Origin of the sequence: Klebsiella sp. CN_Kp073 (assembly GCF_040065495.2) — a bacterium.
In the GTDB taxonomy this organism is placed as follows: Bacteria; Pseudomonadota; Gammaproteobacteria; order Enterobacterales; family Enterobacteriaceae; genus Klebsiella; species Klebsiella aerogenes.
The window spans coordinates 152,776-172,550 of sequence record NZ_CM198051.1 but is presented as its reverse complement, the minus strand read 5'-3'; the positions used below and the strand labels follow the sequence as shown (position 1 = coordinate 172,550).

Below are 19,775 nucleotides of genomic sequence, written 5' to 3'. Positions count from 1 at the left end.
AAAACTGGAAGACTAAGATGAGTGAAAAAGAGACCTTCTGGCTGGGTATCGATTGTGGCGGTACTTATCTAAAAGCCGGTTTATATAACAGCCAGGGCGTAGAGCGGCGTATCGAGCGCTGCCCTTTACGCACCCTCAGCGCGCAGCCGGGATACGCCGAGCGGGAAATGGATCTGCTCTGGCAACGCTGCCATGAAACCATCGCCAGGCTGCTCAGCGCCGCTAACGTCAATGGTAAGCAAATCAAGGGCATCGCTATCTCCGCGCAGGGCAAAGGGCTATTTTTACTTGATAAACAGGATCGCCCGTTAGGTAACGCGATGCTCTCCTCCGATCGTCGGGCGTTGGAAATCGTTCAACGCTGGCAGCAGGATGGCATCCCTGAGCGACTGTATCCCCTTACCCGCCAGACGCTGTGGACCGGCCATCCCGCTTCATTGCTGCGGTGGCTGAAAGAAAATGAACCGCAGCGCTATGGGCAAATCGGCTGCGTCATGATGGCCCATGATTATCTTCGCTGGCGTTTAACCGGGATGAAGGGCTGCGAAGAGAGCAACATTTCTGAGTCCAATCTCTACAACATGAACAGCGGGCAATACGACCCACGCCTGACCCAGTGGTTAGGCATAAGTGAAATTGACGAGGCGCTACCGCCGATCGTCGGCTCTGCGGAAATATGCGGGGAAATCACCGCTCAGGCGGCCGCCGTTACCGGTCTGGCGGCGGGAACGCCCGTCGTCGGCGGTCTGTTTGATGTGGTTTCTACCGCGCTCTGCGCGGGCCTCAATGATGAATCAGTGCTCAATGCGGTGATGGGGACCTGGGCGGTTACCAGCGGGATCACCCACGGGCTGCGTGAGCATGAAGCTCATCCTTACGTCTATGGCCGTTTCGTCAATGACGGTGAATACATCGTCCACGAAGCGAGCCCCACCTCTTCCGGCAATCTTGAATGGTTTACCGCGCAGTGGGGCGGGCTCTCATTTCCCGAGATTAATGAGGCCGTCGCCAGCCTGCCAACAGCGGGAAGCGAGCTCTTCTTTCTGCCGTTCCTTTACGGTAGTAACGCCGGCCTGGAGATGACCGGCGGTTTTTACGGCATGCAGGCCATGCACACCCGCGCGCATTTACTACAGGCGGTGTATGAAGGGGTGGTCTTCAGCCATATGACGCATCTCAACCGCATGCGCGAGCGCTTTACCCGAGTCCAGGCTCTGCGCGTCACCGGCGGTCCGGCGCATTCCGAGGTATGGATGCAAATGCTGGCGGACGTCAGTGGTCTGCGCATCGAACTGCCGCAGGTTGAAGAGACCGGTTGTTTTGGCGCCGCGCTTGCCGCCCGCGTCGGTACCGGCGTCTATCGCCACTTCCGCGAGGCCCTGAGCAGCCTGCAGCATCCGGTACGAACCCTGCTGCCTGACATGACCGCACACCGTCTTTATCAGCGTAAATACCGCCAATACCAGCAATTGATTAGCGCACTACAGGGCTATCACGCCCGCATTAAGGAGCACACATTATGAGCCGACCATTACTACAACTGGCGCTCGACCATACCAGCCTGGAAGCCGCTCAGCGCGATGTCGCCGTACTGCGCCATCACGTTGATATCGTGGAAGCGGGCACAATTCTGTGTCTGACGGAAGGACTCAACGCGGTAAAAGCCCTGCGCGCCCAGTGTCCGGATAAAATCATCGTCGCCGACTGGAAAGTCGCCGATGCTGGCGAAACGCTGGCCCAACAGGCCTTTGCCGCAGGCGCCGACTGGATGACCATTATCTGCGCCGCGCCGCTGGCGACCGTTGAGAAAGGCCATGCCGTCGCCCAGTCCTGCGGCGGCGATATTCAGATTGAACTCTTCGGTAACTGGACGCTGGATGACGCGCGCGACTGGTACCGCATCGGCGTCCGCCAGGCGATTTATCACCGCGGCCGCGATGCGCAGGCCAGCGGCCAGCAGTGGGGCGACGCCGATCTGGCGCGTATGAAAGCGCTGTCGGATATCGGCCTGCAACTGTCTATTACCGGCGGCATCACGCCGGCCGACTTACCCCTGTTTAGCGATATTGACGTCAAAGCGTTTATTGCCGGACGCGCGCTGGCGGGCGCGGCGCAGCCCGCGCAGGTGGCAGGTGATTTCCACGCCCAAATCGACGCCATCTGGGGAGAGCAGCATGCGTAATCATCCCTTAGGCATCTATGAGAAAGCGCTGGCGAAAAACCTTAGCTGGCCGGAACGGCTGGTGCTGGCGAAAAGCTGTGGTTTTGATTTTGTCGAAATGTCGGTCGATGAAACCGACGAACGTCTGGCGCGCCTGGAGTGGAGCGCCACCCAGCGCGCCTCTCTGGTCGCGGCGATGCTGGAGACCGGGGTAGCCATTCCGTCAATGTGCCTGTCTGCCCATCGCCGCTTCCCGTTTGGCAGCCGCGATGAGCCAACCCGCCTGCGGGCGCGCGAGATCATGACCAAAGCCATTCAGCTGGCTCGCGATTTAGGGATCCGCACCATCCAACTGGCAGGCTATGACGTCTACTACGAAGAACACGATGACGGCACGCAGCAACGCTTTGCCGAAGGGCTGGCGTGGGCGGTCGAACAGGCGGCCGCGGCGCAGGTCATGCTGGCGGTCGAAATCATGGACACCGCGTTTATGAACTCCATCAGCAAATGGAAAAAGTGGGACGAGATGCTCGCCTCGCCGTGGTTCAGCGTCTATCCGGACGTCGGCAATCTGAGCGCCTGGGGCAACGACGTCAGCGCCGAGCTTAAACTGGGCATCGACCGCATCGCCGCTATCCATCTTAAAGACACGCTACCCGTAACCGCACAATCGCCGGGGCAGTTTCGCGACGTCCCCTTCGGCGAGGGTTGTGTCGATTTTGTCGGCATCTTCAAAACGCTGCATGAGCTGAACTATCGCGGTTCATTCTTAATTGAGATGTGGACGGAAAAAGCCAAAGAGCCGGTACTGGAAATTATACAGGCGCGCCGCTGGATAGAAGCGCGGATGCAAGAAGGAGGTTTCACATGTTAGAACAATTGAAGTCTGAGGTATTAGCCGCCAACCTGGCGCTACCTGCGCATCAGCTGGTGACGTTCACCTGGGGCAACGTGAGCGCCGTCGATGAAACGGGCAAGCTGATGGTTATCAAGCCATCCGGGGTGGAGTACGACGTCATGCGCGCTGACGACATGGTGGTCGTCGATATCGCCAGCGGCCATGTGGTTGAAGGCGCTAAAAAGCCCTCCTCCGATACGCCAACCCACCTTGCCTTGTACCGCCGCTACCCGCAAATCGGCGGTATCGTTCACACCCACTCGCGCCACGCGACTATCTGGTCGCAGGCAGGGTTGGATTTACCGGCCTGGGGCACCACGCACGCGGATTATTTTTATGGCGCGATCCCCTGCACCCGCCTGATGACTGCCGATGAAATTAATGGTGAATATGAGTATCAGACCGGCGAGGTGATCGTTAAAACCTTTGAAGCGCGCGATCTCGATCCCATGCAGGTCCCGGCAGTGCTAGTGCATTCACACGGTCCGTTTGCGTGGGGTAAAAACGCCGCCGACGCCGTGCATAATGCCGTCGTCCTCGAAGAGTGCGCTTATATGGGGCTTTTTTCCCGTCAGCTCACGCCACAGCTGGCCGATATGCAGCAAGAACTGCTCGACAAACATTATCTGCGTAAGCACGGCGCGAATGCCTATTACGGGCAAAACTAACATCACCCGGCGGCGTATCGCCGCCGGGGAGTTTTTAGGATTACATCGCGGCGCGGAAAATCGCCATGATTTCTTCGTGGGTCGCCTGAATCGGATTGGTTAAACCGCAGGCATCTTTCAGCGCGTTGCTGGCCAGTAGCGGAATATCCTCTTCTTTAACGTTCAGATCGCGCAGACCGGCCGGAATGCCGACTTTACGCGCCAGCTCGCGGATGGCCGCGATGCAGGCATCCGCCCCCTGTTTATCGTTTAGCCCGGCAACGTTCACGCCCATCGCCTGCGCGCAGTCACGCAGACGCGCGGCGGCGACGCTGCAGTTATACTCCTGCACGAATGGCAGCAGGACGGCGTTGCAGACGCCGTGCGGCAGATCGTAGAAGCCGCCCAGCTGGTGCGCCATCGCGTGGACATAGCCCAGCGACGCGTTGTTGAAGGCCATCCCGGCGAGGAACTGCGCATAGGCCATTGCTTCACGCGCCTGTTCATTACCGCCATCTTCCACTGCGTGAGTTAAATTCTGTGAAATCATGGTCATCGCTTTCAACGCGCAGGCATCGGTGATCGGCGTCGCCGCGATAGAAACATAGGCTTCGATAGCGTGAGTCAGCGCGTCCATACCGGTAGCGGCGGTCAGTGATTTCGGCATCCCCATCATCAGCGAAGAGTCGTTAACCGACAGAACCGGCGTCACGTGCTTATCGACAATCGCCATTTTGATGTGGCGATCGACATCGGTGATGATGCAGAAGCGGGTCATTTCCGAAGCCGTACCGGCGGTGGTATTGATAGCGATCATCGGCAGTTGCGGTTTTGCCGAACGGTCCACCCCTTCATAGTCACGGATGTTGCCGCCGTTTGCCGCGACCAGCGCGATCCCTTTCGCGCAATCGTGCGGCGAACCGCCGCCCAGAGAAATCACGCAGTCGCAGTTATTCTCTTTCAGCAGCGCCAGGCCGTTTTCGACGTTCAGAGTCGTCGGGTTCGGGTGCACGCCGTCATACACCACGCTGAAGATATCCCGTTCCTGCAACGCCTTTTGTACTTCACCCGCCATACCTAATTTATTCAGCATCGCGTCGGTGACGATTAATGCCCGACGATATCCGTATTGCTGGATAGTATTCATCGCTTCAGTAACAGAACCAGCGCCAATAACGTTTACTGGCGGAATATAAAAAGTCGATGCAGCCATGATGATTCCTTCATTTAGGTGAATATCATGGAAGGGTACGAGGATGTCGCAATAAAAAACATGACCTGAACGCCATTTTTGGCAAGAAATTGGATGAAAAACAGTACGTTAATATTTTCATTTTTAACGTACTGTTAAACATTACCGGCTTAATTTTTCATTTGCGTTATTATTCGCCGTTTTTATTTTCAGGGAATAACAGCGCGTCGCGGAGAAGATGATCGTTACCACGACGGCGGGTAAAGCCAATGCGGTCGAAATATTCAAGAATTTGAATCGCCAGTTTACGGCCAATATTTAGCGTATCGCGAAAATCCGCTGCGCAGGTGGAACCGCGCTGCAGATCCAGTCGGCGGATCAACTGCGCAAATTCAACGATGCGATCGTTGCGATAATAACGATCTTTTACGATCGCCGTAATCATCCCCTGCTGCGCCGCCTGGCGCAGCACCGCGCGCATCAACGACTCTTCGACGTTCAGATCGCGCGCCAGGTCGCGTACCCACCATGGCTCATCGGCGAAGAGCGGTTCCACGCGCTGCCAGATGGCCTGCTGCTCATCGGTAAACCCGGCTTTATGCTCCGGCAGGTGCAGCCAGCCGTGATGGCTTTGAATGACGCCGCTGCTGCGCATCTGTTCAATCAACAGCAGCACCAGCGCTTCATCTTCCATCGGCAGCGCAATTCGCCGCAGGCGTTCACGACCGGTCCCCGGCTCATCGCGATGCTGGTCGTGATAACGGGCCAGCGCGTCGAGCAGCTTTTTCTGCCAGCGGGCGGCTAGCGGCGCGCTAAGCAGACTGTTACCGGCCTGCAGATAATCCGGACGGTTAATTAATGCCGTCAGGCCGTCGGCGCTCAGCTGCCGCGCCCAGGCAAACTCGTCAAGACGCACCGCATCACGCTGCAGATGAATATCCAACGCCTGCGCGTCGTCTCGCGCGGCGGCGAGCAAAGAGAGCCACTGCAGATATTCCGGTTTGCGTTTACCGCGGCGCGGCGGATTCAGCGTCACCACCCGCGCGCCAGCCAGCGTCAAACGGGCGGAGATATCGCGCAACACCAGGCGATCGTTATCCGCCAGCCACAGCGGGGTATCCAGCACCAGCTCGGCCAAATTGCCTTCCAGTAGCGAAACGCGGCCGGTGATATGGCTGGCGGCATGGTGGATATGCAGCGACTGCCACTGGCTGAGGGGCGCGTGGCAGGTCAGCTCGACAATCGCCCGCTCGCAAGGTTCTGCGGGCTGCGCCGAGAGCAGCCAGTCGCCGCGGCTGAGATCCTCTTTTTGCGCGTCGCCGACGATGTTCAGCGCGATACGCTGCCCGGCCCGCGCCTGTTCAACCGGCTGATTCTGCGCATGCAGCCCGCGGACGCGCATGGGTTTATTGGCGCCGGTCAGCCAGAGGGTATCGCCGATTTTTACCTCGCCGGATAACGCCGTCCCGGTCACCACCAGCCCCGCGCCCTTGACGGTAAAGGCGCGATCCAGCGCCAGACGAAAACGCTGCTGTCGCGGATGCTCGCGCTCAGCCAGCTGAAGCAAATGGCTGCGCAGTTCGGCAATGCCGAGATTTTCCGTCGCCGCGGTGGCGAAAAAAGCAGCGGCGTCGAACCCCAGCTCGCTCAGCGTGGATTCCACCTGCGCCCGAACTTCGGCAACGCGGGCCGCTTCCACGCGGTCCGTTTTGGTCAACGCGACGGTTAACGTCGGTTTTCCCGTTAACTGAAGAATCGCCAGATGCTCGCGGGTTTGCGCCATCACGCCGTCATCACAGGCCACCACCAACAGCGCGTGATCGATCCCGCCCACGCCGGCCAGCATGTTGGACAAAAACTTTTCATGCCCCGGAACATCGATAAAACCCAACACCCGGCCATCGGGCTGCGGCCAATAGGCGTAGCCGAGATCGATAGTCATCCCGCGTGATTTCTCTTCCGGCAGGCGATCGGCGTTGACGCCGGTAATCGCCTGCAGCAGCGTGGTTTTGCCGTGGTCCACATGACCGGCGGTGGCAATAATCATCTCAATAACATCTCCATAAACCGGGGTTCATCTTCAAGACAGCGCAGATCCAGCCACAGACGGCCATCATAGATTCTGCCGATCGTCGGTATCGGTAAGGCGCGCCAGCGGGCGGCCAGCGCTTCCAGCTGGCTGCCGCGACCATCGCGCGGCGTAAAGGTTAACGCGGCGCTGGGCAGTCGGTCGACCGGCAACGACCCGCTGCCAATCTGCGACAAACACGCTTCAACGCGCACGTCAAAATCGCTATAGTGCGCCGCTAACGCAGGCTGTATGCGCTCGCCCTGCTGGCGAATATCCTCGGCGCGGCGGGTTAGCAAGCGTAGCGTCGGCAGCTCGTCGGCCAGCGCTTCCGGATGCAAATACAGGCGCAGAGTCGCCTCCAGCGCCGCCAGGGTCATTTTATCCGCCCGCAGCGCGCGCTTAAGCGGATGACTCTGTAACTTCGCGATCAGCGACCTGTCGCCGACGATAATCCCCGCCTGCGGCCCGCCGAGCAGCTTATCGCCGGAAAAGCTCACCAGGTTCACGCCCGCGGCAATCAATTCCTGCGGCATTGGTTCTTTCGGTAAACCGTACTGGCTCAAATCCACCAGCGAGCCGCTGCCGAGATCGGCCACCACCGGTACGCCATATTCGCGGCCAATTTCCGCCAGTTCCGCTTCATCAATCGCTTTGGTAAAACCTTCAATGCTGTAGTTGCTGGTATGCACTTTCATCAGCAGGGCGGTCTGCTCATTGATAGCCTGACGATAATCTTTGCCGTGGGTGCGGTTAGTAGTGCCCACTTCATGCAGCAGGCAGCCGGCCTGGCGCATGACGTCGGGGATGCGAAATGCGCCGCCGATCTCGACCAGTTCGCCGCGCGAGACCACTACTTCTTTCCCGCTGGCCGTTGCCGCCAGCATCAGCAGCACCGCCGCCGCGTTGTTATTGACGATACAGGCATCTTCCGCGCCGGTAATGCGGCACAGCAGATCGGCCAATGCCCGGTCGCGATGACCGCGTCCGGCATCGTCGAGATCGTATTCCAGCGTGACCGGCGCGCGCATCGCCTGCGCTACCGCCTGTACCGCGGCTTCCGCCTGGATTGCGCGCCCCAGATTGGTGTGCAGCACGGTGCCCGTGAGGTTGAATACCGGACGCAGCGCGCTCTGCTGGTTAAGATTCAGCCGGCTGGCGGTCTCTTGCGGCCAGTCGTCGCACCACTCTGGCAATGCCTGCGCCTGGCGGATATGCTCCCGCGCCTCATCCAACATCTGGCGCAGCAGCGCCACGATTTGCGAATGGCCATGACGATCGAGCAGTAAAGCAAAAGCGGGATCGCGAAGTAAACGATCAATGGCCGGAAGCCGGGTATAAAGCGCGCGAGTATCGGTAGACATGAGTGAACCTGACGATAAGTTATTTTCCCCCCTCCCGACGGGAGAGGGAGTCAACAATGAGTGGCGATTGTAACGCCTGCGCGAGGAAACTGTTACCTGCCTGGGTCAACTCCCTGGCGGTTCGGTACGCGCAAAACTGGTGCGCTGAAATAAGGTCTCGACCAGTTTGACCAGTTTTGGCCGCGTCGCGCACCATCCGGGAGCCACGCGACGGAAATTCAGATAAGCAATGGCGCAGGCGGCAGTAATGGTCGCCAGATTCAGTTCACCATTACGCAAGGTACCGTCGGCGGCATACCCTTCCAACATATCAAGACCGCGGGCGATTTTTTCCCGCTGGCGGAGCAGCTCGGTTTCTGACTGCTGGGCCGCCGGACGCGCTTTTTCCCGCACCAGCGCGATCGCCGCCTCCATGATGCCGTCAGATAAGGCTTCCAGCTGGCGTATCTTCAGCGCCGCCAGAGGTTCCGCGGGCAGCATCGCCGGCGCGACGTTAAGCAGTTCCAGATATTGCGCAATAATGGGCGAATCAAACCAGCACGCGCCGTCATCGGTCAGCAGCGCCGGGACTTTACCCAGCGGGTTGTACTGCGCCACGCCGTTGACGTCGTTATAGGGGAGTTCGTTCACAAACTCGAAGGGAATCGCCTTTTCCAGCAAGATGACGGAAATTTTACGTACAAAAGGACTGGTATAGCTGCCGATAAGTTTCATTGCCTGCTCCTTTCGCCAACGAAAAGATCAGTATGGTTCAGGCGCAGGCAAATGGCAGGCGCGACGTTGTCTCAACCTGCCGCCGATCGCATTAATGATCGAGATAGAGGTAGTGCATCCAGCTGGTCATGCGCAGCAGCACTTTTCTCATCACCGACACGTGGGTGAAATGGTCGGAATAGACCGCTACCTGGGCGTAGATGCCGTCGGGCAGCGCATCGACTTGCGCATCGGGATCCAGTTCAATCGTCGCCAGCACGCCATCGGTACCCGGCGTGACGCTCAGCGACTGCAGCGATCCCTGCGCCTGATAAGTCCCCCCCGGCACCACCGGCAATACGTTTACCAGTTTACCGTGGAATACCTGCCCTGGCAGTGCGTTAAACACCGCTTCGGCATCATCGCCGGCTTCCAGCCTGAGCAACGAATTCTGGCGGAACTGGGCGACAATCAGCCGTTTTTGTTGCGGAATAAAGACCATCACCGGGCGCAGCGGCAGCGACGCGGCGTAGGTTCCCGGACGAATCAGTACCTGGGTAATGTAGCCATCGCTCGGCGCCCGGACGGTGGTCTGATCGAGATTATATTTCGCTTCCGCCAACTGCGCGCGCAGGCTCACCACCTGCGACTGTTCGCCATTCAGCGTGCTATCCAGTTGGCTCTGAATCTGCGCCTGCTCGGCGACGGAGGCTTTCACCAATGCATCCTGGGCAAGGTAGTTTTGCCGGGCATTATCGATATCGCTTTCCGAAAACGGGTTGACCCGCGCCTGGCTGCCTTTCAAATAGCGCTGATAATCTTTATACAGCCGGTCGCGCTCGGCGGAAACGCGCACGGTGTTCGCCTGCGCTTCCTGCAGTTGGGCTTTCAGGGTGTTGATACTGTGCAATGCGGTGACCAAATCGGCCTGCAGTCGGTCGACACGCGCCTGGTAGCGCACCGGGTCGATAGTAAATAATACCTCGCCCTTTTTCACCCGCTGGTTGGCTTTATCGGTCACGCTGCTGACAATGCCGGTAACCTGCGGCGTAATAGGAATGGAAATAACCGCTTTCTGCGCCGTAAAAGTATAAGGGTGGTTATAGTTCATCAATAAAATAAGCGCGCTAACAATAAATACGCCGCCCAGGGCCGCGGTCGGGACCGTCCATTTATTTACCGGAATACGGAATATTTTAAATACCGACCACGCAATGGCCACGTACGTCAAAATGATCAACAGGTCCATGATTATTTCTCCGTCGAGGATGGCGGCGCTGTCGGCTGCAGATGCGCGATTTTATGTTCGAGTTCAGCGATACGCTGATTGAGCTGCGCCAGCTCGCTGTCGGCATCATCAGCCCCTGCTTCATTCGGCTTATGCTGCATTCCCCAGCCGCGCTCCGGCTGATAGAGGGTGGCCCAGATCCATAAAAATGGCCATATTACGTGCAGCGTAAACAGGCTGACCCACCCCGCGACGTGAATTGCGTCAGAGTGCGGATGATTACGTTTCTTCGCAATCAGGTACGGAATATCGTGCAAAATAATAATCCCGTAAAAAATAACCAGAAAAACGAAGATCAGAACGCCCAGCGCAAAATAATTGAGAAACATAATTTCCTCGATTCACGCTAATAGATTATTGGAATTGTGAGCGACCGCGAAGCGGCGCCTGGCTGACAATTTGAGCATAATTCACCGTATTCATTTCCGCCATTAGCGGCAAAAAATGTTCTTCATGCAGGCGAGTTGCAAAGTTACATCGTTGGCCGCTGGGGAAGACAGAACCTGCCGCAGATCACACATGACGGAATTGAGCGCAAAATATTTTGTGACGTATATCACAAACAAATAACAAAACAGCAAAGTTATAATGTGACAAACACCACATAAATATGCGATTTATGGCCTCCCATTACGTGTTGTTGTTTTTTTACACATCATTTTTGTGATTGCGATCACTACATATAAGTACCAGCCCCCTATATTCATGTGATGCACATCACATAAAAAGTCACTTGCTGGACAGCTTAACGATTCAGTGCCAGATTTCGCACTATCAATCAGGGTCCGGCTACCTCTGCCGCCACATTAACAACAAACCTCGGGCGTTCAGCCTGCGCGATAAGCAAAACAGAAGAAGGGGTGTTTTATGTCATCCGATATCAAGATCAAAGTGCAAAGCTTTGGTCGTTTCCTCAGCAATATGGTGATGCCGAATATCGGCGCGTTTATCGCGTGGGGGATTATCACCGCGTTATTTATTCCAACAGGGTGGTTGCCGAACGAGACGCTGGCGAAGCTGGTCGGCCCGATGATCACCTATCTGCTGCCGCTGCTGATCGGTTATACCGGCGGTAAACTGGTGGGCGGCGAACGCGGCGGCGTCGTCGGCGCTATCACCACCATGGGCGTTATCGTCGGCGCGGATATGCCGATGTTCCTCGGTTCGATGATCGCCGGTCCGCTCGGCGGCTACTGCATCAAGAAATTTGACGCCTGGGTAGACGGTAAGATCAAATCCGGTTTCGAAATGCTGGTGAATAACTTCTCCGCCGGTATCATCGGGATGATCCTTGCCATTCTGGCGTTCCTCGGCATTGGCCCGGCGGTTGAAGTGCTGTCAAAACTGCTGGCGGCCGGCGTTAACTTCATGGTGGCGCACGACATGCTGCCGCTGGCGTCTATCTTTGTTGAACCGGCGAAAATCCTGTTCCTCAATAACGCGATTAACCACGGTATCTTCTCGCCGCTGGGTATTCAGCAGTCCCATGAGCTTGGCAAATCCATCTTCTTCCTGATTGAAGCTAACCCGGGTCCGGGGATGGGCGTCCTGCTGGCGTATATGTTCTTTGGCCGCGGCAGCGCGAAGCAGTCTGCGGGCGGTGCGGCAATCATTCACTTCCTGGGCGGTATTCACGAAATTTACTTCCCGTACGTGCTGATGAACCCGCGTCTGATTCTGGCCGTTATCCTCGGCGGTATGACCGGCGTCTTCACCCTGACTATCCTCAACGGCGGCCTGGTTTCTCCGGCTTCCCCAGGTTCCATTCTGGCGGTACTGGCGATGACGCCAAAAGGCGCCTACTTCGCTAACATCGCGGCCATTATTGCGGCGATGGCGGTCTCCTTTATTGTCTCTGCCATCCTGCTGAAAACCAGCAAAGTGAAGGAAGAAGACGATATCGAAGCCGCAACCCGTCGCATGCACGACATGAAAGCCGAGTCCAAAGGCGCGGCGACGCCGCTGGCCGCGGGCGACGTGGCTAACGACCTGAGCCACGTGCGTAAAATCATCGTTGCCTGCGACGCCGGTATGGGTTCCAGCGCCATGGGCGCCGGGGTACTGCGTAAGAAGGTGCAGGATGCCGGACTGAGCAACATTTCGGTCACCAACAGCGCGATTAACAATCTGCCGCCGGATGTCGACCTGGTGATCACCCACCGCGACCTGACCGAGCGCGCCATGCGCCAGGTACCGCAGGCGCAGCATATTTCGCTGACCAACTTCCTCGACAGCGGCCTGTACACCAGCCTGACCGAGCGTCTGGTTGCGGCGCAGCGCCACATCGACAACGAAGTAAAGGTCACCGATAGCCTGAAAGATAGCTTTGATAATGACGACAAAAATCTGTTCCAGCTGGGCGCGGATAACATCTTCCTGGGGCGTAAAGCGGCCACCAAAGAAGAGGCGATTCGCTTCGCCGGTGAACAACTGGTGAAAGGCGGATACGTTGAGCCGGAATACGTGCAGGCGATGCTTGACCGCGAGAAGCTGACCTCGACCTATCTTGGCGAATCCATCGCCGTACCGCACGGTACCATCGAAGCGAAAGACCGGGTGCTGAAAACCGGCGTCGTCTTCTGCCAGTATCCGGAAGGCGTGCGCTTCGGCGAAGAAGAAGATGAAGTCGCGCGTCTGGTCATCGGTATCGCCGCTCGCAACAACGAACACATTCACGTTATCACTAGCCTTACCAACGCGCTGGATGATGAAACCGTGATTGAGCGGCTGGCGAAAACCACCAGCGTCGAAGAAGCCCTGTCGTTGCTGAATAAATAACCACAACGCTCCACGCCCTCTCCCTTTGGGAGAGGGTTGGGGTGAGGGAAAAGCCTCACCCCAGCCCTCTCAGGTAAAAACATTAATTGAAGGTTAATACTATGAAAGCATTACATTTTGGCGCAGGTAATATCGGACGTGGCTTCATTGGCAAACTGCTGGCTGACGCCGGTATCACCCTCACGTTCGCCGATGTCAATCAGGTGGTCCTTGACGCCCTGAATGCCCGTCATAGCTATCAGGTTCACGTAGTGGGCGAAAACGAACAGGTTGACACCGTCTCCGGCGTGAATGCCGTCAGCAGCATTGGCGATGAAGTGGTGGATCTGATCGCCGATGTCGACCTGGTGACCACCGCCGTCGGTCCCGTCGTTCTGGAGCGTATCGCTCCGGCCATCGCCAAAGGCCTGGTGAAACGCAAAGCGCAGGGTATTGAACGCCCGCTGAATATCATCGCCTGCGAAAACATGGTGCGCGGCACCACCCAGCTGAAAGGCCATGTGTTTAACGCGCTGGCGGAAGAAGATAAATCGTGGGTTGAAGCGCATATCGGCTTCGTCGATTCCGCCGTAGACCGTATCGTGCCGCCGTCGGCTTCCGCCACCAACGATCCGCTGGAAGTCACCGTTGAAACCTTCAGCGAATGGATTGTGGATAAAACCCAGTTTAAGGGCGAGCTGCCGAACATCCCAGGAATGGAATTAACCGATAACCTGATGGCATTTGTCGAACGTAAGCTATTCACCTTAAACACCGGGCATGCTATAACCGCCTACCTCGGGAAACTGGCGGGCCATCAAACGATTCGCGACGCGATTCTTGATGAGAACATTCGCGCCGTCGTAAAAGGCGCAATGGAAGAGAGCGGCGCGGTGCTGATCAAACGCTACAGCTTTGATGCGCAGAAACACGCGGCTTATATCCAGAAAATCCTTGGTCGCTTTGAGAACCCGTATCTGAAAGATGATGTGGAGCGCGTCGGCCGCCAGCCGCTGCGTAAACTGAGCGCGGGCGATCGTTTGATCAAGCCGCTGCTTGGCACGCTGGAATACGGCCTGCCGCACCGGAACCTGGTAAAAGGGATTGCCGCGGCGATGCATTTCCGCAGCGAAGACGATCCGCAGGCGCAGGAGCTGGCGGCGCTGATTAGCGAAAAAGGCCCACAGGCCGCGCTGGCGCAGATTTCCGGCCTGGATGCGGCAAGCGCGGTAGTGGCGGAAGCCGTTAACGACTACAACGCGGTAAAATGATGTACAACCTGGCGCGGCCGATGCCGCGCCCAATACCACTCCTGTCCGATATGCAGGCAATAATGGAAGAAACACAGGCATTTGAAAACCGCGTACTTGAGCGTTTAAATGCTGGTAAGACCGTAAGAAGTTTCCTGATAGCCGCCGTCGAACTCCTGACGGAGGCGGTCAATATTCTGGTACTTCAGGTATTCCGCAAAGACGATTACGCGGTGAAATACGCAGTGGAGCCATTGCTGGACGGCAGTGGGCCGCTGGGCGACCTTTCCGTACGCCTGAAGCTTATCTACGGCCTTGGGGTGATAAGCCGCGCCGAATACGAAGATGCCGAGCTATTGATGGCGCTGCGTGAAGAGCTCAATCATGACGGTAATGAGTACACTTTCACCGATGATGAAATTCTCGGGCCGTTAGGCGAACTGCACTGCGTCGCCGCGCTTCCGCCGACGCCGCTATTTGATGAGAGCGATAGGGAACTGCTGGCAATGCAGAAACTGCGCTACCAGCAGATGGTACGTTCAACGATGGTGTTGTCTCTGACTGAGCTGATTTCTCGAATCAGCTTAAAAAAAGCCTTCCAGAAATCAACGCTCTGACTCCGTTTCTTGCTGGTCGCACGTCGGCCGGTACAGCTGCCGGTAATACTCCAGACGACTCAGGAATAGCTCCTTTTTATCCTCAGGAATATCGCGCGGTATCCGCTGTAAACGCGGGCATTTTTTCAGATATTCCATAAACGCCTGGCTCGAGGCCATGAAATCTACCGTTTTATCGATGATACGTGGTACGCCGTCGCCGATTTTCGCCATCACGCTCTCCTCTGTTCAGGGGGATCTTATTAAGGATTGGCGAAAAAAAGGGAGCAAGTTGAGGAAAACGTGCGGAATGGCCGTCAGGCTTCACAAAAATGACAAACAGCTTAATTAAAACGACAATATCATTATTTTTCAAATAATTATAATCTATCTGGTCTCATGCTTATGGCCGTATAGCCGCGAGTATTTCGATAAAAAACTATCAACAAAGGCCCGCCCGGCCCATACTATGTAACGTCGAAGCCCTTTTATTCACAGATAAAATTACCATGAAAGAAGTCGAAAAGAATGAAATCAAGCGTTTGAGCGACCGTCTCGACGCCATCCGCCACCAGCAGGCCGACCTGTCGCTGGTCGAAGCCGCCGATAAATACGCGGAGCTGGAAAAAGAAAAAGCGACCCTGGAAACGGAAATCGAACGTCTGCGTTCCGTCCAGTCGCAGAAGCTGAGCAAAGAAGCGCAGAAGCTGATGAGCATGCCGCACCGTCGCGCTATTACCAAGAAAGAGCAGGCCGATATGGGCAAGCTGAAGAAAAGCGTGCGCGGACTGGTTGTCGTCCACCCGATGACCGCGCTGGGCCGCGAAATGGGCCTCAAAGAGATGACCGGCTTCGCGAAGAGCGAGTTTTAATCTTTTGTCCGCTGTGAGTTCGTCGTCTATTACCCGGTAGCCCTACCGGGCCGTGAACTCACAGCCAATTTCTCCTTCCCCATCAAATTGGCCCAACCAATTATTTCTTAAACCGTCAATCGGTTCACATATCCATCACTTTGCATCACAAACGCGTTGCCACGTCATAACATTTGGTTAACCATCAATTGTCGTTAACCCTACAATCGCAATTTGGCTGGGCCAATTTTACAAACAGTGTGATCGGCAATGGGCGCAGACCCAACCTGACGCACTGGATGTGGCCCGATGGAGACCTGCATGAACCTCTGGCAACAAAATTACGATCCGGCTGGTAATATCTGGCTATCGAGCCTTATCGCCTCACTGCCGATTCTGTTTTTCTTTTTCGCCCTGATTAAGCTCAAGCTTAAAGGCTATATCGCCGCCACCTGGACCGTTGCCATCGCGCTGCTTGTCGCCCTGCTGTTCTACAAAATGCCGGTCGATCGCGCCTTATCGTCGGTGGTATACGGCTTCTTCTACGGCCTGTGGCCTATCGCGTGGATTATTATCGCCGCGGTCTTCGTCTATAAAATCTCGGTGAAGACCGGGCAGTTCGACATTATCCGCTCGTCGATTCTTTCGATTACGCCGGATCAGCGCCTGCAGATGCTGATTGTCGGCTTCTCCTTTGGCGCCTTCCTCGAAGGGGCCGCTGGTTTCGGCGCGCCGGTGGCGATTACCGCCGCGCTGCTGGTCGGGCTCGGCTTCAATCCGCTGTACGCCGCCGGGCTGTGCCTGATTGTTAACACCGCGCCGGTGGCTTTCGGCGCCATGGGGATCCCGATTCTGGTCGCCGGCCAGGTCACCGGCATCGATAGCTTCGCCATCGGCCAGATGGTTGGCCGTCAGCTGCCGTTCCTGACCATTATCGTGCTGTTCTGGATCATGGCGATTATGGACGGCTGGCGCGGGGTGAAAGAGACGTGGCCGGCGGTGATGGTCGCGGGTGGTTCGTTCGCCATCGCGCAGTACCTCAGCTCCAACTTCCTCGGCCCGGAACTGCCGGACATCATCTCTTCGCTGGTGTCGCTGGTATGCCTGACGCTGTTCCTCAAACGCTGGCAGCCGGTACGTATCTTCCGCTTTGGCGATATGGGCGCCGCGCAGGTTGATCAAACCCTGGCGCGCACGCATTACACCGCCGGTCAGGTCATTCGCGCCTGGTCGCCGTTCCTGTTCCTCACCGCTACCGTCACCCTGTGGAGCGTGCCGCCGTTTAAAGCGCTGTTTGCGCCGGGCGGGGCGATGTATGACTTCGTGGTTAATATTTCGGTACCGTTCCTCGACAAAATGGTCGCCCGTATGCCGCCGGTGGTGAGCGCCGCGACGCCATACGCCGCGGTGTATAAATTCGACTGGCTGTCGGCAACCGGCACCGCCATTCTGTTCGCCGCTATACTGTCTATCGTCTGGCTGCGTATGAAGCCAAAGGATGCGCTGACCACCTTCGCCGGGACGCTGAAAGAGCTGGCGCTGCCGATTTACTCCATCGGCATGGTGCTGGCGTTCGCCTTTATCTCGAACTACTCCGGGCTGTCATCGACGCTGGCGTTGGCGCTGGCGCATACCGGCCACGCGTTTACCTTCTTCTCGCCGTTCCTCGGCTGGCTGGGGGTCTTCCTGACCGGTTCGGATACCTCGTCTAACGCGCTATTCGCCGCGCTGCAGGCGACGGCAGCCCAGCAAATCGGCGTCTCCGATATTCTGCTGGTCGCCGCGAATACCACCGGTGGGGTGACGGGCAAGATGATTTCGCCACAGTCGATCGCCATTGCCTGCGCCGCGGTAGGCCTGGTGGGTAAAGAGTCGGATCTGTTCCGCTTTACCGTCAAGCACAGTCTGATATTCACCTGCATGGTGGGCCTGATTACCACGCTACAGGCGTATGTCTTAACCTGGATGATTCCGTGAAAGTGATGCCAAAACGCCTGGCTGACGACGTCGCAAATCGCGTCCGGGCGCTGATAGAAGAACAACAGCTGGAGGCGGGCATGCGTTTGCCCGCCGAGCGCCAGCTTGCCGTCCAGCTCGGTGTTTCACGCAATTCGCTGCGTGAAGCGCTGGCGATGCTGGTCAACGAAGGGGTGCTGCTTAGCCGTCGCGGCGGCGGCACCTTCGTGCGCTGGCAGCATGAGCCCTGGTCGGAGCAAAACATCGTCCAGCCGCTGAAAACGCTGCTCGCCGACGACCCCGACTACAGTTTTGATATTCTCGAAGCCCGCCACGCTATTGAAGCCAGCACCGCCTGGCATGCGGCGATGCGGGCCACCGACGCCGAAAAAGAAAAAATACGCCTCTGTTTTGAAGCCACCCTCAGCGATGACCCGGATCTCGCCTCACAGGCGGATGTTCGCTTCCACCTGGCGATCGCTGAAGCCTCGCATAACGTGGTGCTGCTGCAAACCATGCGCGGTTTCTTCGAGCTTCTGCAATCCTCGGTGAAGCAGAGCCGCCAGCGCATGTATCTGGTGCCGCCGGTGTTCGCGCGTCTGACCGAACAACATCAGGCGGTGATGGAAGCGATCTTCGCCGGCGACGCGGAAGGCGCGCGCCAGGCGATGATGGCCCACCTCGGTTTTGTCCACGCCACCATTAAACGTTTTGATGAAGACCAGGCCCGCCAGGCGCGCATTACCCGCCTGCCCGGTGACCACAATGAAAATTCCAGGGAGAACTCGTGATGATTATTTCCGCCGCCAGCGACTATCGCGCCGCCGCACAGCGTATCCTGCCGCCGTTTCTGTTCCACTATATCGACGGCGGCGCCTACGCCGAACACACCCTGCGCCGTAACGTTGAAGACCTCTCCGACGTGGCGCTCCGCCAGCGCATTCTGCGCAATATGTCGGATTTGAGCCTGGAAACCACGTTATTCAACGAGAAGCTGTCAATGCCGACGGCGCTGGCGCCGGTCGGGCTATGTGGCATGTACGCGCGCCGCGGCGAAGTGCAGGCGGCGGGTGCGGCAGACGACAAAGGCATCCCGTTTACCCTCTCTACCGTTTCCGTTTGCCCGATTGAAGAGGTCGCCCCGACCATCAAACGCCCGATGTGGTTCCAGCTGTACGTCCTGCGCGATCGCGGATTTATGCGCAATGCGCTGGAGCGCGCTAAAGCCGCAGGCTGCTCCACGCTGGTCTTTACCGTGGATATGCCGACCCCCGGCGCGCGCTATCGCGACGCCCATTCTGGCATGAGCGGTCCGAACGCTGCCATGCGCCGCTACTGGCAGGCCGTCACTCATCCACAGTGGGCATGGGACGTCGGCCTCAACGGACGCCCGCACGATCTGGGTAATATCTCCGCCTATCTCGGCAAACCGACCGGTCTTGAGGATTACATCGGCTGGCTGGCGAATAATTTCGATCCGTCAATTTCATGGAAAGACCTGGAGTGGATCCGCGATTTCTGGGACGGCCCGATGGTGATCAAAGGGATCCTCGACCCGGAGGACGCCCGCGACGCGGTGCGCTTCGGCGCTGACGGCATTGTCGTCTCCAACCACGGTGGCCGCCAGCTTGACGGCGTGCTCTCTTCCGCCCGCGCCCTGCCCGCCATTGCCGATGCGGTTAAAGGCGACATCACTATTCTCGCCGACAGCGGCATCCGCAACGGTCTCGACGTGGTGCGGATGATCGCCCTTGGCGCCGACAGCGTGCTGCTGGGCCGCGCGTATCTGTACGCGCTGGCGACCCACGGCAAGCAGGGGGTGGCGAATCTGCTCAATCTTATCGAGAAAGAGATGAAAGTGGCGATGACGCTGACCGGGGCGAAATCCATCAGTGAAATCAGCCGCGATTCGCTGGTGCAGAATGCCGAAGCGCTGCAGACCTTTGATGCGCTCAAGCAGGGCAACGCCGCGTAAGTCCCTCACTCTCCCCCTCTCCAAAAGGGAGAGTGGATCATCCGGCTGGCATCGGTTTTCTCCCTCTCCCAAAGGGAAA

At 57.4% G+C, this 19,775-nt stretch carries 18 protein-coding genes; 11 read left to right on the top strand and 7 right to left on the bottom strand.

Going from position 1 to position 19,775, the window contains the following annotated elements; all coding sequences use genetic code 11:
* Window positions 1–17: 17 nt before the first annotated feature.
* From ABLV66_RS00860 to araD, 4 genes are read left to right on the top strand one after another with little or no spacing between them, the layout of a single operon-like run.
* Window positions 18–1,523: an FGGY-family carbohydrate kinase gene (locus ABLV66_RS00860; protein WP_047047708.1), complete on the top strand. Its 1,506-nt coding sequence runs from the start codon at window positions 18–20 to the stop codon at window positions 1,521–1,523.
* On the top strand, window positions 1,520–2,182 hold the full coding sequence (gene ulaD, locus ABLV66_RS00855) for a 3-keto-L-gulonate-6-phosphate decarboxylase UlaD (RefSeq protein WP_213797575.1): 663 nt from the start codon (window positions 1,520–1,522) through the stop codon (window positions 2,180–2,182). Before ABLV66_RS00860 ends, ulaD begins: the two co-directional genes overlap by 4 nt.
* Complete coding sequence (locus tag ABLV66_RS00850) at window positions 2,175–3,035, top strand: L-ribulose-5-phosphate 3-epimerase (protein ID WP_045390681.1); 861 nt, start codon at window positions 2,175–2,177, stop codon at window positions 3,033–3,035. Before ulaD ends, ABLV66_RS00850 begins: the two co-directional genes overlap by 8 nt.
* Complete coding sequence (araD, locus tag ABLV66_RS00845) at window positions 3,029–3,727, top strand: L-ribulose-5-phosphate 4-epimerase (RefSeq protein WP_049060720.1); 699 nt, start codon at window positions 3,029–3,031, stop codon at window positions 3,725–3,727. The genes ABLV66_RS00850 and araD overlap by 7 nt, the downstream gene beginning before the upstream one ends.
* Before the next feature lie 40 nt (window positions 3,728–3,767).
* Here araD and yiaY read toward each other — a convergent pair whose 3' ends face one another.
* From yiaY to ABLV66_RS00815, 6 genes are all read right to left on the bottom strand, one after another.
* Entirely contained in the window at window positions 3,768–4,919 is a 1,152-nt protein-coding gene (yiaY, locus tag ABLV66_RS00840) for an L-threonine dehydrogenase (protein WP_213797573.1), read from the bottom strand.
* Between the two features lie 169 nt (window positions 4,920–5,088).
* Window positions 5,089–6,945: a selenocysteine-specific translation elongation factor gene (selB, locus tag ABLV66_RS00835; protein WP_348876601.1), complete on the bottom strand. Its 1,857-nt coding sequence runs from the start codon at window positions 6,943–6,945 to the stop codon at window positions 5,089–5,091.
* Window positions 6,942–8,330 carry an L-seryl-tRNA(Sec) selenium transferase gene (selA, locus tag ABLV66_RS00830; RefSeq protein ID WP_047047691.1) on the bottom strand — a complete coding sequence of 463 codons (1,389 nt, stop codon included), beginning with the start codon at window positions 8,328–8,330 and terminating at the stop codon, window positions 6,942–6,944. Before selA ends, selB begins: the two co-directional genes overlap by 4 nt.
* A gap of 105 nt (window positions 8,331–8,435) precedes the next feature.
* Window positions 8,436–9,044: a glutathione S-transferase gene (locus tag ABLV66_RS00825; RefSeq protein ID WP_047078823.1), complete on the bottom strand. Its 609-nt coding sequence runs from the start codon at window positions 9,042–9,044 to the stop codon at window positions 8,436–8,438.
* A 91-nt stretch (window positions 9,045–9,135) separates the two neighbouring features.
* Window positions 9,136–10,272, bottom strand: a complete 1,137-nt coding sequence (locus ABLV66_RS00820) for an HlyD family secretion protein (protein ID WP_047047684.1) — start codon at window positions 10,270–10,272, stop codon at window positions 9,136–9,138.
* A 2-nt stretch (window positions 10,273–10,274) separates the two neighbouring features.
* Entirely contained in the window at window positions 10,275–10,640 is a 366-nt protein-coding gene (locus tag ABLV66_RS00815) for a DUF3302 domain-containing protein (RefSeq protein WP_348876602.1), read from the bottom strand.
* A 538-nt stretch (window positions 10,641–11,178) separates the two neighbouring features.
* Between ABLV66_RS00815 and ABLV66_RS00810 the strand changes: the two genes are divergently transcribed.
* The 3 genes from ABLV66_RS00810 (at window position 11,179) to mtlR (ending at window position 14,935) form a co-directional block, all read left to right on the top strand.
* Entirely contained in the window at window positions 11,179–13,089 is a 1,911-nt protein-coding gene (locus ABLV66_RS00810; RefSeq protein ID WP_348876603.1) for a PTS mannitol transporter subunit IICBA, read from the top strand.
* A 101-nt stretch (window positions 13,090–13,190) separates the two neighbouring features.
* Window positions 13,191–14,339 (top strand): mannitol-1-phosphate 5-dehydrogenase, encoded by a 1,149-nt coding sequence (mtlD, locus tag ABLV66_RS00805; protein ID WP_045390661.1) that lies wholly within the window; start codon window positions 13,191–13,193, stop codon window positions 14,337–14,339.
* The gene (gene mtlR / locus ABLV66_RS00800; RefSeq protein WP_045390658.1) at window positions 14,339–14,935 is read left to right on the top strand and encodes a mannitol operon repressor MtlR; all 597 of its coding nucleotides are present in this window, start codon (window positions 14,339–14,341) and stop codon (window positions 14,933–14,935) included. Before mtlD ends, mtlR begins: the two co-directional genes overlap by 1 nt.
* On the opposite strand, the gene ABLV66_RS00795 is transcribed toward mtlR, so the two are convergent.
* Window positions 14,924–15,148, bottom strand: a complete 225-nt coding sequence (locus ABLV66_RS00795) for a hypothetical protein (RefSeq protein ID WP_045390655.1) — start codon at window positions 15,146–15,148, stop codon at window positions 14,924–14,926. The genes mtlR and ABLV66_RS00795 overlap by 12 nt on opposite strands.
* Window positions 15,149–15,423: 275 nt before the next feature.
* Here ABLV66_RS00795 and ABLV66_RS00790 point away from each other — a divergent pair, with 275 nt between their 5' ends.
* The 4 genes from ABLV66_RS00790 to lldD all read left to right on the top strand — a co-directional run bounded on the left by ABLV66_RS00790 (window position 15,424) and on the right by lldD (window position 19,696).
* Entirely contained in the window at window positions 15,424–15,786 is a 363-nt protein-coding gene (locus tag ABLV66_RS00790) for a YibL family ribosome-associated protein (protein ID WP_015369186.1), read from the top strand.
* 300 nt (window positions 15,787–16,086) lie between these two features.
* Complete coding sequence (gene lldP / locus ABLV66_RS00785) at window positions 16,087–17,742, top strand: L-lactate permease (RefSeq protein WP_042893619.1); 1,656 nt, start codon at window positions 16,087–16,089, stop codon at window positions 17,740–17,742.
* Complete coding sequence (lldR, locus tag ABLV66_RS00780) at window positions 17,739–18,512, top strand: transcriptional regulator LldR (RefSeq protein ID WP_015369184.1); 774 nt, start codon at window positions 17,739–17,741, stop codon at window positions 18,510–18,512. The genes lldP and lldR overlap by 4 nt, the downstream gene beginning before the upstream one ends.
* Complete coding sequence (gene lldD, locus ABLV66_RS00775) at window positions 18,512–19,696, top strand: FMN-dependent L-lactate dehydrogenase LldD (RefSeq protein ID WP_045390646.1); 1,185 nt, start codon at window positions 18,512–18,514, stop codon at window positions 19,694–19,696. Before lldR ends, lldD begins: the two co-directional genes overlap by 1 nt.
* Window positions 19,697–19,775: the final 79 nt, after the last annotated feature.

Excerpts from the sequence above, each read along its gene's own strand:
- ABLV66_RS00860 (WP_047047708.1), top strand. The coding sequence starts at position 18 with ATGAGTGAAAAAGAGACCTTCTGGCTGGGTATCGATTGTGGCGGTACT.
- ABLV66_RS00820 (WP_047047684.1), bottom strand. The coding sequence starts at position 10,272 with ATGGACCTGTTGATCATTTTGACGTACGTGGCCATTGCGTGGTCGGTA.
- ulaD (WP_213797575.1), top strand. The coding sequence starts at position 1,520 with ATGAGCCGACCATTACTACAACTGGCGCTCGACCATACCAGCCTGGAA.
- ABLV66_RS00825 (WP_047078823.1), bottom strand. The coding sequence starts at position 9,044 with ATGAAACTTATCGGCAGCTATACCAGTCCTTTTGTACGTAAAATTTCC.
- mtlR (WP_045390658.1), top strand. The coding sequence starts at position 14,339 with ATGTACAACCTGGCGCGGCCGATGCCGCGCCCAATACCACTCCTGTCC.
- selB (WP_348876601.1), bottom strand. The coding sequence starts at position 6,945 with ATGATTATTGCCACCGCCGGTCATGTGGACCACGGCAAAACCACGCTG.
- ABLV66_RS00810 (WP_348876603.1), top strand. The coding sequence starts at position 11,179 with ATGTCATCCGATATCAAGATCAAAGTGCAAAGCTTTGGTCGTTTCCTC.
- lldP (WP_042893619.1), top strand. The coding sequence starts at position 16,087 with ATGAACCTCTGGCAACAAAATTACGATCCGGCTGGTAATATCTGGCTA.
- lldD (WP_045390646.1), top strand. The coding sequence starts at position 18,512 with ATGATTATTTCCGCCGCCAGCGACTATCGCGCCGCCGCACAGCGTATC.
- selA (WP_047047691.1), bottom strand. The coding sequence starts at position 8,330 with ATGTCTACCGATACTCGCGCGCTTTATACCCGGCTTCCGGCCATTGAT.
- mtlD (WP_045390661.1), top strand. The coding sequence starts at position 13,191 with ATGAAAGCATTACATTTTGGCGCAGGTAATATCGGACGTGGCTTCATT.
- araD (WP_049060720.1), top strand. The coding sequence starts at position 3,029 with ATGTTAGAACAATTGAAGTCTGAGGTATTAGCCGCCAACCTGGCGCTA.
- ABLV66_RS00790 (WP_015369186.1), top strand. The coding sequence starts at position 15,424 with ATGAAAGAAGTCGAAAAGAATGAAATCAAGCGTTTGAGCGACCGTCTC.
- ABLV66_RS00850 (WP_045390681.1), top strand. The coding sequence starts at position 2,175 with ATGCGTAATCATCCCTTAGGCATCTATGAGAAAGCGCTGGCGAAAAAC.
- ABLV66_RS00795 (WP_045390655.1), bottom strand. The coding sequence starts at position 15,148 with ATGGCGAAAATCGGCGACGGCGTACCACGTATCATCGATAAAACGGTA.
- yiaY (WP_213797573.1), bottom strand. The coding sequence starts at position 4,919 with ATGGCTGCATCGACTTTTTATATTCCGCCAGTAAACGTTATTGGCGCT.
- ABLV66_RS00815 (WP_348876602.1), bottom strand. The coding sequence starts at position 10,640 with ATGTTTCTCAATTATTTTGCGCTGGGCGTTCTGATCTTCGTTTTTCTG.